This is a genomic window from Priestia sp. 53B2 (assembly GCF_056099005.1).
This window is the reverse complement of sequence record NZ_JBLZXA010000030.1, coordinates 230,828-245,609: the sequence shown is the minus strand read 5'-3', so window position 1 is coordinate 245,609 and position 14,782 is coordinate 230,828. Positions and strand designations below refer to the sequence as shown.

The 14,782-nt window shown below is 34.5% G+C and carries 15 protein-coding genes, 1 pseudogene and 1 other annotated feature (1 of these 17 only partly in view); of the genes and pseudogenes, 14 read left to right on the top strand and 2 right to left on the bottom strand.

The window, feature by feature from the left end; translation table 11 throughout:
- Positions 1-6 precede the first annotated feature (6 nt).
- From ACN6NE_RS25895 to imm48, 3 genes are read left to right on the top strand one after another with little or no spacing between them, the layout of a single operon-like run.
- On the top strand, positions 7-2,055 hold the full coding sequence (locus ACN6NE_RS25895) for a ribonuclease YeeF family protein (protein ID WP_474328134.1): 2,049 nt from the start codon (positions 7-9) through the stop codon (positions 2,053-2,055).
- A 13-nt stretch (positions 2,056-2,068) separates the two neighbouring features.
- Entirely contained in the window at positions 2,069-2,560 is a 492-nt protein-coding gene (locus tag ACN6NE_RS25890) for a hypothetical protein (RefSeq protein WP_129710112.1), read from the top strand.
- A 9-nt stretch (positions 2,561-2,569) separates the two neighbouring features.
- Positions 2,570-2,974: an Imm48 family immunity protein gene (imm48, locus tag ACN6NE_RS25885; RefSeq protein WP_098546773.1), complete on the top strand. Its 405-nt coding sequence runs from the start codon at positions 2,570-2,572 to the stop codon at positions 2,972-2,974.
- A gap of 94 nt (positions 2,975-3,068) precedes the next feature.
- Here imm48 and ACN6NE_RS25880 read toward each other — a convergent pair.
- Positions 3,069-3,314 (bottom strand): annotated as a pseudogene (locus ACN6NE_RS25880) (IS3 family transposase); the annotation flags it as partial.
- A gap of 235 nt (positions 3,315-3,549) precedes the next feature.
- Between ACN6NE_RS25880 and ACN6NE_RS25875 the strand changes: the two are divergent.
- From ACN6NE_RS25875 to ACN6NE_RS25860, 4 genes are all read left to right on the top strand, one after another.
- Positions 3,550-3,996, top strand: a complete 447-nt coding sequence (locus ACN6NE_RS25875) for an SMI1/KNR4 family protein (RefSeq protein WP_474328131.1) — start codon at positions 3,550-3,552, stop codon at positions 3,994-3,996.
- A 243-nt stretch (positions 3,997-4,239) separates the two neighbouring features.
- On the top strand, positions 4,240-4,779 hold the full coding sequence (locus ACN6NE_RS25870; RefSeq protein ID WP_129710108.1) for a SecY-interacting protein Syd: 540 nt from the start codon (positions 4,240-4,242) through the stop codon (positions 4,777-4,779).
- 98 nt (positions 4,780-4,877) lie between these two features.
- A complete protein-coding gene (locus tag ACN6NE_RS25865; RefSeq protein WP_129710106.1) occupies positions 4,878-5,396 on the top strand; it encodes a SecY-interacting protein Syd in 519 nt (172 codons plus the stop codon).
- Positions 5,397-5,665: 269 nt separating this feature from the next.
- Positions 5,666-6,100 carry an SMI1/KNR4 family protein gene (locus ACN6NE_RS25860; RefSeq protein WP_129710104.1) on the top strand — a complete coding sequence of 145 codons (435 nt, stop codon included), beginning with the start codon at positions 5,666-5,668 and terminating at the stop codon, positions 6,098-6,100.
- 361 nt (positions 6,101-6,461) lie between these two features.
- On the opposite strand, the gene ACN6NE_RS25855 is transcribed toward ACN6NE_RS25860, so the two are convergent.
- Positions 6,462-7,418 carry a patatin-like phospholipase family protein gene (locus tag ACN6NE_RS25855; RefSeq protein ID WP_474328128.1) on the bottom strand — a complete coding sequence of 319 codons (957 nt, stop codon included), beginning with the start codon at positions 7,416-7,418 and terminating at the stop codon, positions 6,462-6,464.
- Between the two features lie 617 nt (positions 7,419-8,035).
- On the opposite strand from ACN6NE_RS25855, the gene ACN6NE_RS25850 reads away from it, so the two are divergent.
- The 7 genes from ACN6NE_RS25850 to ACN6NE_RS25820 all read left to right on the top strand — a co-directional run bounded on the left by ACN6NE_RS25850 (position 8,036) and on the right by ACN6NE_RS25820 (position 14,515).
- Entirely contained in the window at positions 8,036-8,458 is a 423-nt protein-coding gene (locus tag ACN6NE_RS25850; RefSeq protein ID WP_474328126.1) for an SMI1/KNR4 family protein, read from the top strand.
- Positions 8,459-8,546: 88 nt separating this feature from the next.
- On the top strand, positions 8,547-9,044 hold the full coding sequence (locus ACN6NE_RS25845; protein WP_129710098.1) for a SecY-interacting protein Syd: 498 nt from the start codon (positions 8,547-8,549) through the stop codon (positions 9,042-9,044).
- A 133-nt stretch (positions 9,045-9,177) separates the two neighbouring features.
- A complete protein-coding gene (locus ACN6NE_RS25840) occupies positions 9,178-9,612 on the top strand; it encodes an SMI1/KNR4 family protein (protein ID WP_129710096.1) in 435 nt (144 codons plus the stop codon).
- A 68-nt stretch (positions 9,613-9,680) separates the two neighbouring features.
- Positions 9,681-10,166: a DUF6985 domain-containing protein gene (locus tag ACN6NE_RS25835; protein ID WP_129710094.1), complete on the top strand. Its 486-nt coding sequence runs from the start codon at positions 9,681-9,683 to the stop codon at positions 10,164-10,166.
- A gap of 654 nt (positions 10,167-10,820) precedes the next feature.
- Positions 10,821-12,206 carry a sunset domain-containing protein gene (locus tag ACN6NE_RS25830; RefSeq protein WP_474328123.1) on the top strand — a complete coding sequence of 462 codons (1,386 nt, stop codon included), beginning with the start codon at positions 10,821-10,823 and terminating at the stop codon, positions 12,204-12,206.
- 338 nt (positions 12,207-12,544) lie between these two features.
- The gene (locus tag ACN6NE_RS25825) at positions 12,545-13,426 is read left to right on the top strand and encodes a phosphorothioated DNA-binding restriction endonuclease (protein WP_474328121.1); all 882 of its coding nucleotides are present in this window, start codon (positions 12,545-12,547) and stop codon (positions 13,424-13,426) included.
- A gap of 102 nt (positions 13,427-13,528) precedes the next feature.
- Positions 13,529-14,515: a GIY-YIG nuclease family protein gene (locus ACN6NE_RS25820; protein WP_474328119.1), complete on the top strand. Its 987-nt coding sequence runs from the start codon at positions 13,529-13,531 to the stop codon at positions 14,513-14,515.
- Positions 14,516-14,604: 89 nt separating this feature from the next.
- Positions 14,605-14,782, top strand: a binding site (T-box leader); it runs 64 nt beyond the window's last position.

Below are 14,782 nucleotides of genomic sequence, written 5' to 3'. Positions count from 1 at the left end.
TATGTAATGGGAAAAGTATATGAAGCCAGTACGCTTTTAGCTTATGCAAAAGACAGAGTGCAGGCGTACAAAGCATTTGATGAACAGCTAGATGCATTAAAAAAAGCCCTTCATGCCGTGGCTACACTGGATCATGAATTTCAAGGGAAAGGTGCGGACAACATAAAAGGCTTTTATACATCACAAGTAGATATGGTCACGCATTGGGAAAGCCTTGTATCTTCACATCAATCCTATTTTAATAGTATTGCAGATTATGCGGAACAAGCTAAATTAAAAGGTGATACGGTTGTAGACGTATCGTTTTTAGAGCAAGAGCTGGCTGTTGCTAATGATCGCTCTAAGCAAATGGTCGAACAGCAGCAAGCTGAACTTGAAGCGATTTTAAGCAATATTGAAGATATTATACATATTACACCTTTTTCCACAGAGGCCTTTGAAGATGAGTTAAGCGATGCGGAGAAAAAAAGAACAGAAACTATTACCGCAGTAGAAGAACTAGATAATCAACTTTCAAGTGAATATGAAATGTTAAATTCTTTCTATGAATCCGTTCAATTTAGCGTAAATGGTTTGGAACAGCTGACTTCTCAAGGCGGCAGCGCTTATCAGCTCACTTTTGATGCCAAAGCTTACAAAAATAGCGAAGCATACAAAACACAGCAGCAAATTGATAAAGTTGCTACGAGGTATGTAGAGGGGAAAGTAGAACAAAAACAAGAAATTAAAGAAAGAAAAGCAGCCATTGAAGCTGAGAGACAAAGACAAATCCAGGCCAATAAGCCGTGGTATGAAAAAGGCCTGGATATTGCAGGAGAGCTTACTGGATACTATGATGTTAAACGAGCCACAGACGGAGTGGATCCGGTTACGCATAAGAAACTGTCTGCTACCCAGCGAGTCACAGCTGGAGCAATGGCAGCAGCTGGATTCATCCCGTTCGTAGGCTGGGCAGGACGAGCGGTAAAAGGCGGAAGCGTTGTCTACAAAACGGCAAAAGGCATGAGTGCTGCGCATCATGCAATGGCTCTTTACCAAACACCTAAAGCTTTTAAAGTGCTTGAAAAAACAGAAAAAGGATTGTATGGACTTGTCTTAACAAATGGCATGTATGAGTATACAATGGGGAAGGACTTACTAGGAAATAAGCTTACTAAAGAAGAGCAGCAGGCTAGTTTGTTTCAATCTTTTGGGATTGCAGCAGGCGGTTTACTTGCCTCAAAAGCATCCACTCAGCTTGTCGAAAAAAGTGCACAGGCAGTCACGAAAAAGTTCAATGATATGCGCAACGTAGTTCGTACAAGTAAAGTGACTCAATATGGAAAAGACATTCAGCAGGCGATGCGAAAAATGCCAGCAGCTGGTATTGATAAAGCCAAAAAAATGTATGATGCTGTATTAGATGCGAAAGTACCGAGGTTCTTACCGCAGGAAGCACCAGTGGGTGTGAGTGTAGACTTTGCGCAGCAAACTGTACGGGATGTGTTGAAGAGTACGGGTAAAGATACGATGCATTTTATGAAGGGTGCTAAGTTATCTCATAATAGCAAGCACATGCAGAATTCAGAGTGGGGAGTTAAAAGCGATAAGGTTACTGTCGGAACTGAAAAACTTGTAGGTAATTTAGAAGATGTAGATGAATTACTTATTGATACGTATGCTAACATGAGGAAAAACAAAGAAGTTACAGGACAAGCGCATCACTTGAGTCAAGACGCAGCTTTTAGAGATGTTATTCCTAGAAAAGAAGGATTAGCTATAGAACTGTCTGGAAATATCTTTAAAGATATCGGTAGTCCACATTATTCGGCTCATGAAAGTCTAGAGGCTTTTTGGAACTCTTATAGAAGGAACGGAGAATCGTTTGGTGAAATACCGATGGTTTCAGAATATAATGACGCATTATACGAATCTTTGAAGTCAGCTGGTTTAAGCGATACTCAGTCTCAGCAAGCTGTCCAACGAGCATTTGAACAGCAAGTATCTTATGGATTGAATAAAGATTCGTTTGTCCCAAGAATACCTGGGAGAATTAATTTACCTAAGCTTAAATAGAGGAGAAAACTATATGGAACTAAATAATGCCGTAGTTGAAGCAATAACATCTAATAATTGGCTAGAATACTGTGGAGTTGAAACTAATCTTCCAAAAGGAAGTAATTATTCTTATTTATCAAATAAAAAAGTAGTTAATAAGAATGTAAAAGGAGTGAAATGGGAAAATATTTGTCTTGAAGAGAGAAATAATTTAACGGGTTATTTAGCCAAGAATAAACCGGAGCTGTATAATAAAAATTGGAATGTATTAGTGAGAGAAGTTAAAACAGAGGTATTACCTAAAGTTATTGATAAAATCGAAAGCCAAGTAAGCATATTAGGGTTATCAAGTGATATAGTGAATTCTGTTAAATTTGATATTATCAACATCATTATGGTGCTTACATATGAGAAATATTATAATTCAGATTTTTACACCAATATGTTAGACATCTATTTAAGTGGTCATATTCCTTGTGGATGGGACGGAGATTATCCAAATGGAAAAATATTAGTATATTAGGAGGAAAAAATGGAGCGTAATTTAGCATATTATAGCGAGATGAAAAAGGTGGTTAATCATTTTTTAGAAATATGCCAATTAACCCCGGAAAATTTAGATGAACAAGAAAAACAAGTTGTATCGACATTTTGTTTCGGTATGATAAACAGCTATTCTCTTAAAGAGAAAAAAGATGCTGTACAGATTCAGGGAGCTACCATAAATATACTTATAGAAGTATTTTCTTATTCTCCCTCAGCTAGTGCAGAGTTTTTTGATTTTTTAATTGAGTGTACAGATAAGTCGTTTCATCCTACTATGAATGCTATTATTCATAGGGGAATTCAGGCATATCATCAGTATAAAGAGAATAGGAATCAAGAATTAAAAGAAAACATTCATAATATAATAGATATAATTAAAAGTGGTTCCTAAAGAACTTTTATCCATTAAATATTAGTAAGCTATAATCTGAAAAGAGCCTTAAGTTTTGAAGTGATTCCATAAAGTTAGACAGGTTATTTTGGCAGGCAACTTGCAGGGCATGAGTTCGGTATTGGACTGGACTCATGCCTTTTAATTTTGTTTTGATCCCTCTATGCTTATAGTAAATACACTTCTTCAATTCCTTTTTAAAATGTTCAACATTTTAAAATTGCTTTAAATAAAGAGGTTCAGACTTCATAATTCCAAAGAAGATTTCGACTATACCATTATCGTAACAATTCCATTTTCGTGACATACTCTGTGTAATCCCTTGTTGATTTAGAGAATAGGGGGGCTTTATTACTATATTATTAAATGCGAAAGTGCTGAGGCTGTTACCGTAAGAAACACTAGTTGGGTTAAGTGTAGATTTTGATCAGCGTTTCATGATACATTGATAAAATTGATAAATATGTTTAAGAATATAATACACTTTATTGGATAATCTACTGCACTATATAGAGGTCTCAAAAGTAAGTTATAGCGAACTTATTGTAGAGGATTTTAATGAGGAGAGAAATAATTTGAACCAAAAAGAAATGAGTGAATTTATTCAATTCAATTCCGAGATTAATGATTTTACTGGAGGAGTCTCAGACGAAATTATTAAAGAAGTTGAAAAAGCACTTAAAGTGAAATTTTCGGATAGTTATATCTGGTTTCTTGAAAATTATGGTTCTGGAGGGCTGTTTGGAGTAGATATACTTGGCTGTGGAAAATCCGCGACTCCATCTGTAATAACAAACACTGAAAGATTTCGGAATATTGGATTGCCAACTCAATACGTAGTTGTTGAAAACTGTGAAGAGTTTGTATATTGTTTAGATACTGGAAACCTAATTGACGCTGAATGTGTAGTTGTGTCATGGGACAGAATTGATGGATATAGTGGCAAAAGAGCAGAGAACTTTTATGAGTTTTTAACAAATAGACTTCTTGATGCGAAAGAAAACTGGGACGAAGACTTTTAAAATTAATCTATATGGTTGTTAAGTTATTTAACCTTGATTGGTTCTATAGATTTCAAGGTTTTTTATTATGTTCAAATGTATAGGGATGTCTGAAACTTTAAACCTATGGTATAAACAAGATGAGCACTTCAAAAAGTTATTCTATTAATTATTAGAAAATGCCAAGAGAAAAACTTTAGGAGGAAATTAAAAGGAGAAATCGAGCAAATTTCAGTCGGTAAGTTTAAATAAAGGAGACTTAGGATGAGTGTAAAAGGGATAATGACGGATTATTTTGAGAGACTGCTAGATTATTGGAATGAAAAGTATAATACATTTCCGAAGGCTCCATGGGATGAAGACATAAATCCACTACTATATTTAAGTGAGCCTGATGAAGAAGAATATATTTTTTGGAAACCAGTAGAAAAAAAAGACGTTGAAAACTTTAGTACAATTGAAGCTGAAATTAGAATACCCTTGCATCACTCAATCAAAGACTATTTCAATAGTTATTTATTTTTAAGCTTAGAGGGTCTTTATCATTCAAATTATATATACCTTGAGCCTGTCGAGCCGGATAAAGATTTATTAAGTTATTTTAAAAATCTTAAGAACTATGAAGAGAGTCAAGGTAAGGAATTTAGATATGTACAGATAGGTTTTATTTCTCCGGATGAAATGGCAATTAACGTAGATAATGAAAAAGGAAAAATTTACATAGAGGATTATGAAACAAATGAATTAAAATTATTAGCAAATTCTCTTGAGGAATTAATTGGGGAAATAAAGTTGAAGGAATAATAATTTATTGAATAAATTATTATAAAGTAGGATTCTTAGGAGCCCTATTTTTATTGTGTATTCATTTTATTCAATATATAAGGAAAGGAATATTAAATGTGAAACAAGCAATGGAAATATACTTTAGTAAGCTGTTAAAGGAATGGGAAGGTTTTAACAGTACTTTACCTATGACTCAATGGATCGAAGGAGCAGAAGATTTTATCTTTGAAGGTGAAAAAGATGAAGAAGATTATATATCTTGGAAACCTTTAAAAAAAGATATTAAGAGTAATTTTGAAGATATAGAAAAAGAACTTAACGTTCATCTGTATCCAGATATTAAGGCATATTATAATTGTTACTGGTTTTTAGAGTTAGCTGGAAACTACAATGGATATGATTTAGTGTTGAACCCTGTTATACCAGGTATAGCATTAAAAGATTTCAAACATGAAACAGGGCTTTATAAAGAAGCCCATAATGACCAGCTTTTTAATATCCCTATTGGTATAGAAGCTAACGGTTTACTTTTAGTGGTAGATAATGAAAGCGGAGAGGTAAAATTAGAAGATTATGAGAGAAATTCATTTGAAATTATTAGTGAAAATCTATCAAAATTAATTGAGAATTTATAAGTATGTTTAAAGATTTTATTTTTATTAAAATGATTAAAAGAAGCTAAATTAAACAAAATTTCTTTTTGAAACATAAAATATATTGATGCAAAAAACTTTCATTAAAAGGTGGCAGCGTGTTCTATAAAACAGCAAAAGGAATGAGAGTCAGTATCATGCGATGGCTCTTTACCAAACATTAAAGGTTTCAAAGTAATCGAACAAACGGCTTTACGGACCTGTATTCTGGACCAACAGTTAATGAATGATTTAAAGGGGATAACTAAATTATGAGATGCGATTTTGTTAAGAATCAAAAAGATAATGAATTTTATCCTGTAAGTAAAAATGATATTGAAGAGGTAGAAGGAACATTAGGGTTAAAGTTCCCTTTTGAATTAAGGAAGTTTCTTTTAGAGGTTGGTTATGGCTTTCTCCAAAGATCAGAATACAATATCAATCGTATTATGGGGCCATTTTCTATCAGAGATGCTAGATTAAAAGTTAATGATTTTGAATTTTATCCTGATATAGAAGTTTACGAAGATCTGGAGGAGGACAAATTAATATTTTTTGAAGCTAATGAAAGTGCGTTGCTACTAATAGAAATAGGTGAAGAACAAAATAATGCTATTTATTATGATGATATAAAAATCGCAGATTCCTTAGAAGAATTTTTAGAGAAAATCATGGAAGATGATAAGTATTATATTGATTTAGAATAATACAATACTTATTGAATATTAAAGGCTTTATTTATATTAAAAAATGAACAATAGATAAATAAAGAACCCAACAAATAGAAGGTATCGGCCAAGGTTTAGCCAATGTCTTTTATTTAGGTAGATATTATTAAGAAGGTTCATTCTTAGGAAGACGACGAACCATTCATTCTAAGAATATAAATTGCATAATATTCAAATGTAGTAAAAAATAATCCGGAGTATAGCACACTTAAATAAATTAACAAGAAATAAAAACACTTCACTTTATATAGTGTACAACACTGCCAGCGTGGATATCTTGTTATATAAAATTTTAAATACTTCCAATAGAAACAAGAAATTAATCTAAAGTACGGTCATATTAATTCCAGTTTCTCTCGATAAAATGAAATGCAGGCCGTAAATTCGTTTTATTAGCAATCGAAATAAGGGCGGGAACAACCAAAGGATCCGTTTTAGAGAAATTAGGAATCCTCGGATTTAACCGAAAAAACTGATCGCCTAAAAGCTCAGAGCTAACCATTGATTCATAATAGCTCGATCCACCAGAGATAATCTGAAGAAACGGCAGCAACGGTTCATTAGGAGACCGGTCTAAAAGTACTCCCCAATTTGGCGGAAGGTCCTCCATATCTTCAGGTCGTATGTTATCGGCACTAACCATTCCCCATCCCTTGGTATCTCTTCTTAATTGAGTTGGCTGCTCACCTGTTCCGATGGATAATACGGCAATTTGATCTAACGGCTGGTTTGCTTTCCCTACTGCAAACGCAATACTAGCTGTACTGGTGTTAGTTGCTACTGTATACCCATCCACATAGTTTTGATAAGCTCTTTGCGTTGCGGGTGCAGCGCTGCTTCTAAGTATTACGTCACTTGCTTTTTCATTAAGGTAGGGAGAACCAGGGAAATTATGAAATAACACAGGATTCCAACGATTCAGCTCCGGTGAAAATAAGTGAAAGGCAGGCACAACAATTCGTTTTTTTAAGTCTCTAAGGCGAAGGTCTCGGGGGAAAAACGTTCGTATGGCTTTAATAAAACCAGAATAGGGTACTTGTTGATTAAAAACAGGTCCGCCCGGTCGGGAAACGCTGAATGCCGGTAAGATTTGATCTTTAAAAAAATCAAACGTCTCTTCTGGTGTTCTTCCGCTTGCTAGTGCAAGAGCAGTAAATGAACCAATTGAGTTTCCTGAAAAAACATCGGTTTCACTAATTAACTTGGGGTTTTGATAAACCAATCTATTCAAAAGTTGTAAACTTAAAGCACCTAAAGTACCGCCTCCATCAAAGGTCATAATCCGATATTTTGTCAAAGGTGATTTCTCCTTTCGAATCCCATGAGAGTATTCTGTATATGTTTATTTTATGTGTTGTAGAGGTATGATTATCTCTTTTACTGATTATGTAGGCGAATATTAATTAATGGTAGGAGTTAGACAAGAGGTCCCTTTGGAGTCTAAATAAATGGGAGAAGAGATTTATTCAGAAAACCCTGAGCTAAAGCCATTTGTCGAAGAAATAAATATGTTGGAGGTATCCATAAGTTAAATCTAGGAGTAAATAAAGAGGCTTTAAAAGAGCTTGAACCCAAATTTAATATTCAATTTACTCAATATTATAAACATCATATTTATCCAGAAACTGGAGGGATTCTTCCTTGGGGATACACGGAGAATGGTGACGAATTATATTGGCTAACTGAAGGGAGCCCTGACGAATGGAAAGTGGTGGTGTATGAATCTAGATTGCATGAAAATCATATTTATTCACTGTCCATGACCGGTTTTTTATATCAAATTATTACAAAAAAGTTAGCCTGTGATGCATTTCCAGATGATTTTCCGAGTGATGACGCTACGTTCATTTCGGTAAATGTTGAATAGTCAATTAATTAGTAGAAAACAAGACTTAGGAGGAATGTTACATTAAGATGTTGCCAGATAAATTGAACCAAGCTCTTGAAGGGGAAATATATATACGTGAAGATAAAACTGCAGTAAAGGATGTTTTAGCACGGCTAGAAGTAAAGGTATCCCAAACCTTCACAGAATTTTATAACCGGTATGCTGGACCATTCTGGGAAGAATACGTACCTTTTGAATTACTCGATTTAGTAGATGAAGAAAATAACATTGAAGCATATACGCTTATTTGCCGAAAAGAATACGGTTTTCCTAAACAATATCTGATTTTAAGTGAAATATCAGCAAATGCGGTACTAGTGCTTGATACTTTAACCGATAACGTGTACCTAGTTAATTTTGAAGGAGGAGACGAGCTGCTGTTAAAAGGAGAACTAGAGGCAACGTGGCCTACCTTTTCTGATTTTCTGAAATCATATTTTAAATGTTAGGTATGGATTTAAGCGGTTATATTCCGTGTGAACAGGACGGAGAGTATCGAGTTGGAAATACAGTTGTATATAAGGTAGGGGAAAGCTTTTGAAACATGTAATGAAACAATACTTTAAGAAACTATCAGAAAAATGGGAAGAGTTCAATGGAACGTTGCCTTTGATTCCTTGGAATGAAGAAGCAGATGGACGTATTTATGTAGGTTCTCAAGATGAAGAAGGGTATATATCTTGGAAGCCTCTAGAAAAGTATGAAAATACAAACTTTCAACAGTTTGAACAAGAAATAAACGTGGTACTTCATGGGGATGTAAAAGCTTATTTTAACTCGTTTTGGTTTCTTGAAATGATTGGATGGGTGTCTCAGTATAACGTTTATTTATATCCTGTCATTCCCGGTGTAGAACCTGAAGCATTTTGTCAACGTGTAAAGGAGTACATTTTTGAAAAAGAAAACAGCACGTACATTCCGGTAGGTTTTGAAAGCAATGGCATGCTAGTAGTCATGAATAATCAGTCTGGAAAGATTTTTGTAGAAAACGGTGAAGATAAAAGCTGTAAATATTTGTCGTCTAGTTTAAAATAGCTCATTTCTCAGCTGGATTTTAAGTGAAATAGATAGTTTACACTTTCGTTAATCGTACACCTTCTTCACCATCGGAGTAAATCTAATTGATTATAAAAAACGTATGAACGGCATCTCATAGGAGGCAACAGTAATGGCAGATTTTGCGTTTGTTAATAATGGGAAAAATAACATTTATCCTGTATCTGAACAGGAGATTTTACAAGCCGAAGACAAAATGGGTTTTCGTTTTCCTAACGATTTACGGCAGTTATATTTAGACGCTGGATATGGATTCATTAAGGAGCCAAGTAATACGGCAATCAATAGAATTATGGGACCAAAAACGGTAGCAGATGTTAAATTACGAAAAGGAATGTTTGAGTTCGATTCAGATTTAGAGGAACTTGACGAAGAAGATAAACTTATTTTCTTTGAAGTGAATGAAGGAGTATATATATCGTTAGACTTAAAATCACCTAATAATCCAGTCTTTTATTTGGACACGCCGATCGCAGACTCATTAGAAGATTTTTTCAAGAAATTTATAAACGATAATGAGTATTACATTGATTTAATTAAAGAGTAGAAAAAACGGTAGCTGCTACAAATAAACAGGCTATGTAATTTAAAAGCTAAGCTAGGAGAGCGATTAGAATGACAAGGATTAATGATGAATCATTTGGAAAGCTTGAATATAAAAACAACTTTTGGCGAGGGAAAACTACGATTAAAATGTTTGGTATAGAAAAAGAAATTCTTTTAAGTGTTGATGCATACGAAAACACTGATTTTTCACATGTACAAAAAGAAGCATTTCTTAACTTTATTCAAGATATGGAAAACATAATGAATAAGGCAGAAAAGCATATATACGATTACTATATGGAGAACTATGAAGAGTATAGAGAGATGATAGCTAATAAATCAGAAGCAAATCAGGTTGTTCCAAACATTCATTCCATCTTAGATTTAAAAAAATTAGTGGAGCCCACTGAATTAATCGTAAGAAGAGTAAGGAAGAATGGAAAAAGAAGACTGGGTTTACTTTGCGATGTTTCTTGGGATATTGAAAATGGAATAGGAATTAAAATGGAAGATGAAGGTGTAGAAGAAGTGGGGTATCAGGATATTGTGTTGTAATTGATCTAATGGATGTTAATGATGCTATGGATAAGGAAGATTACCTTGCAAATATGGAGCGTAAACAAGAATACTACAAGAAAAAAGGAATACCATTAATTTTGTGGGATACTCGTAAACCTATTCCGGAAATCGTCTAATGTAATGAATAGTGTAGATTATTTAGAAAAAATTCAAATAAAACTATAAAGGACAACAAGTATTATATTAATTTAAGTTGATACAATTAGTTATTAAATATCAAAGACCTTATTTATATTAAATAACTACCAATAGATAAAATAAGGAACTCAACGAATAAAACCATCGACTAAGCCTTAGTTGATGGTTTTTCATTTGTATAGCACTGTTAATAAGGAACATTTCCTTGCTTAATTACAAAAATAAGAACAAGAAGGAGTATGAAAATGGAAATTAAGCTGAAAATATTATACTCATAACATTTCATTCCTTCTTTTAATCTTTTCATTCCCTTCATAAGTGCAGGTCAAATCTAAAATAGTCCTTTTAAAGAAATTAAAGGAAATATAGTACCCGTTTATACAACATTTTATTGTAAGATAGATTAGTTGCATATGAAAATATTAGTAAGTTCACACTAACTTGCCTATTAATTAGTGTAAGGAATCAAGAAAGAGTGAGGGAAAGGTCAAAATGTCTAAGACAAGGTATAAGAACCAAAAAGAATCCAATGAAGCAATTGCGAAAGCTCATATAGAGAATGATTATACAAATAGTCAGAATAAGCTGTTGCTAGTATCAAAAGTTAATTACGGAAAAATAAATTCAAAGGTATACTACTCGTCAGTAGACGACAAAGGTATGAATCTTTATGAATTTAGCAAGAACGCTGAACGAAATTTAATGTTAATTGAGCGGTATGAATGGTCTGATTTCTCTAGTGCTACAATTGACCATACCATTGCAAAATCAGTATTTACATTTATAGGTCATGATACAAATATGGATATTACAATAGAAGTAAAAGGAAAGGAAGTAGAGCAAGTTATTCGTAACCATTCTTCTATGGAAGTTAACGTAGTAAAAAGACCCGTCTGGACTAAGGTATTAGGATATCGTTCACAGACAAGCTGGAAAATGTTTATGGCTTCTACTGTTTACACCTTAATTCTTTTATTCATATTACATGCCTTATTACCGTCAGCTACTCATAATTTTATTATGGGACTAGCTTTACTGATTCTGTTTTTAAGCATCATAGGATTATTTATTGGATTAATAAAGCCAAAGTGGGTATTGCCTAAATTTAAAATCAAAACAAGAAAACGTGTATTATTTTCTTATCTATATTTAATTCTTAGTTGTTTTTTTATTGCCGGAGTCTTTAGTGATGGAGAATCAACTTCTACTCCTGCTTCAACTCAAGTAAGTTCTGCGCAAAACAGTGTCACTGTTGCATCTAAAAAAGATGGTGCTGATAGCAGCAAGCAAAAAGTTGAAAAGAGTGATAGTGATAAAGCAGTAAAAGAAGAGAAAAAACGAAAAGCCGAGGAGCAAGCAGCAAAAGAAGAAGCAAAACAAAAAGCTGAGGAGCAAGCAGCAAAAGAAGAAGCAAAACAAAAAGCTGAAGAGCAAGCGGCAAAAGAAGAAGCAAAACGAAAAGCCGAGGAGCAAGCAGCAAAAGAAGAAGCAAAACAAAAAGCTGAAGAGCAAGCGGCAAAAGAAGAAGCAAATCGAAAAGCCGAGGAGCAAGCGGCAAAAGAAGAGGCAGAACGAAAAGCTCAGGAGCAAGCGGCAAAACAAGAAGCAGAGCGTAAAGCTCAACAACAAGCAGCTAGTCAACAGACTACAACTAGCAGTTCTACTAGCAGCAGTGGAAATTATAAGCCATTTGAAAACGATCCGAGTGATGATCAACAGTCTAATATGTCTTGTTCGGGTCAAATCAAAGGTAATAAAAATTCGAAAATTTACCACGTACCTAGCGGAGCTTATTATGATAGAACTCAAGATAATATTGTTTGGTTCTGTTCAGAAGCGGATGCACAGGCAGCTGGGTATAGAAAATCCCAACGATAAAAAAATGTATGCAACCTTTAAAAGCGCTCCTATATGTTTCTTGGAGAGCTTTTTTCTTTGTGAGAGATTATTTAATGTAGGTATTAAAGACACAGAACGAGTAAGTTTTAAAAGTAGAAAAGGTATCAAAAAAGAATTCTTTGAACAAAACAACTTAGATAAGAAAGTATTATAAAGTAGCGTTTTATAAATGCCTCTGTAAATAAAATCCCCTTGATCATTTAATGGTGTCATATAATACAATTAGTTATTATACTTACATTTATTAATACTTTTTCAAAGACGGACTTAGCTCTAAGGTTTTTAATAGTTTTATAGATGGGAGTTAAAGCAAGTTTATGAACAGAGAAGAATTACTACAAAAAATAAAGAACTTAAACATCTGGAAAAAAAGAGATCAAAGAGCTCCGCACAAACCATTACTAATACTGTATGCCTTAGGTCAGCTCCAGGAAAAGCAGCAAATGCACCTGCCGTATAGCGAGGTGAAAATCCCTTTAAAAGAGCTGCTTATGGAGTTTGGACCTTCTCGCAGTTCCTATCATCCGGAGCATCCTTTTGTTCGTTTGGCAGGAGATGGAATATGGGAGCTAAGCGAAGAAGTTGATAAGCGTAGCTTTACAGATAAATATTTGTTGAATACGAATATAGTAGGCGGTTTTAAATCGGATGTTTATAATCTTTTTGCAAATGATCCTGCGCTGCTTCAAGATGCAGCGCAATTTTTATTAAATGAGCATTTTCCGGATACGATCCATGAAGATATATTAAGAGCCGTAGGCTTGGATTTTGAAACACAGTTAAAGAGAAGAAGAGATCCAAAGTTTCGAGAGAAAATTCTTCAAGCTTACGGATATAGCTGCGCTGTTTGTGGTTTCAACGTTCGTCTTGGACATAATTTAGTTGGGGTAGAGGCCGCTCATATTAAGTGGCATCAAGCGGGAGGTACAGATATTGAAAGTAATGGAATCGCGTTATGTTCAATGCATCATAAATTATTTGATCGGGGAGTTTTTACTTTTTCCGATCATAATGAGCTGCTAGTGGCAACTCAAGCGCACGGGACGAATGGATTTGAAGAATGGCTTATGAAATTTCACGGGCAAAAGCTTAGAGATCCTATTCATCCGGCGTATCAGCCGAGTGAAGATTTTCTTGGGTGGCATGTTAGAGAAGTGTTCAAGGGACCTGCTAGATATCAAGCAGGTGATATAAATTAATTTTTGTGAATGATAGATTGCTGCGTCTATAATTAGGAATTGATTTACATATCGTGATGTCAGTTAAAATACGCTAAAGAAGATATAAACGGGGGAAGAAAGATGCTACGAAAAAGCGGTGCGAAACGAATACAAACTTGGTTTTATGATGATGATCCAAATGGGATTAAAGTATCTGAGGTACCGAATACAATGATACAGGCTGTATTTATTCCTAGAAATAGTTTGAAAGATTTAAAGGGTGAAAGTGAAATAGAAAAGCCCGGCATTTATTTTTTATTTGGAGAAGATAAAGAGGCATATATTGGAGAGGCAGAAGTGGGATATGAACGTTTAAGACAGCATGCTAGTCCATCAACAGGTAAAAGCTTTTGGGATGTGGCCGTGTTAATTGTCTCTAATGCTTCTCAAGATCAATTAGATAAAGTTGATGTAAAATACTTAGAACACATTTCTTATCTAGCAGCCATGCGTTCTGGTACATATAATATTAATCAAACCGTTCCCACAAAACCATTTGTGCGTGAATTTAGACGAGACGACCTGACAGATATCTTTAATGTTATTAAAGTATTACTTGGTGGGTTAGGCTTTTCAATTTTTGCGGATGCTTCAAATGGAATAGAATATGAAAGCGAAGCTGTACAGTCTGGTGACATACCAAATATTGAAGCAGAGCAAGCGATAGAAAAGGTTGTTCGAGTTGAGACACATTTGTCAGAAGATATAAAATCAGTAATAGTAGAGGACGTTCTATATTGTAAACGCCGAGATGCGTATGCGACCGGGAAATATGTTAGCGATGGATTTCTTGTCTATAAAGGAGCTTTGCTTGCGAGCGAACAGCAGCTAGAAGGAGCTAAACTTAAAAGGCAGCAAGACCATATTAATACTTTCTTAGCAAACGGTGTATTAGAAATAAAAGGTGGTAGATACGTGCTGGTACAAGATCAAGTTTTTTCTTCTATATCAGCTGCGGGAGTGTTTGTGACACAGCGAAGAAGCAGTGGAACTTCTGAATGGAAAGATAAGAACGGGATAACAGCGCGTAATAAAATTGATCGAATGTTAAGTGCAGAAACAGAATAACCTAGATCTAAATCTTTTGATCTCAATAAGTATTTCAAAACATTGACATTCCCTTCCAAAACGCATACAATAGCTACTAATAAAAGCACACAAATTCGTTGAAGAGAATCAGTACGCTGCAAGTTTGTTCCACAGAGAGCCGGTGATAGCTGAAAGCCGGTGTTCAAGCTGCAGGGGAATATCCTCTCTGAGAAGTCAAACTGAACGATAAGTAAGTTTGAACGGTAGTCTACCGTTAAAAAGAACGCGTATGATTGTACGTTGCTG

Excerpts from the sequence above, each read along its gene's own strand:
- ACN6NE_RS25825 (WP_474328121.1), top strand. The coding sequence starts at position 12,545 with ATGAACAGAGAAGAATTACTACAAAAAATAAAGAACTTAAACATCTGG.
- ACN6NE_RS25860 (WP_129710104.1), top strand. The coding sequence starts at position 5,666 with ATGAGATGCGATTTTGTTAAGAATCAAAAAGATAATGAATTTTATCCT.
- ACN6NE_RS25850 (WP_474328126.1), top strand. The coding sequence starts at position 8,036 with ATGTTGCCAGATAAATTGAACCAAGCTCTTGAAGGGGAAATATATATA.
- ACN6NE_RS25870 (WP_129710108.1), top strand. The coding sequence starts at position 4,240 with ATGAGTGTAAAAGGGATAATGACGGATTATTTTGAGAGACTGCTAGAT.
- ACN6NE_RS25820 (WP_474328119.1), top strand. The coding sequence starts at position 13,529 with ATGCTACGAAAAAGCGGTGCGAAACGAATACAAACTTGGTTTTATGAT.
- ACN6NE_RS25835 (WP_129710094.1), top strand. The coding sequence starts at position 9,681 with ATGACAAGGATTAATGATGAATCATTTGGAAAGCTTGAATATAAAAAC.
- ACN6NE_RS25830 (WP_474328123.1), top strand. The coding sequence starts at position 10,821 with ATGTCTAAGACAAGGTATAAGAACCAAAAAGAATCCAATGAAGCAATT.
- ACN6NE_RS25895 (WP_474328134.1), top strand. The coding sequence starts at position 7 with ATGGGAAAAGTATATGAAGCCAGTACGCTTTTAGCTTATGCAAAAGAC.
- ACN6NE_RS25890 (WP_129710112.1), top strand. The coding sequence starts at position 2,069 with ATGGAACTAAATAATGCCGTAGTTGAAGCAATAACATCTAATAATTGG.
- imm48 (WP_098546773.1), top strand. The coding sequence starts at position 2,570 with ATGGAGCGTAATTTAGCATATTATAGCGAGATGAAAAAGGTGGTTAAT.
- ACN6NE_RS25840 (WP_129710096.1), top strand. The coding sequence starts at position 9,178 with ATGGCAGATTTTGCGTTTGTTAATAATGGGAAAAATAACATTTATCCT.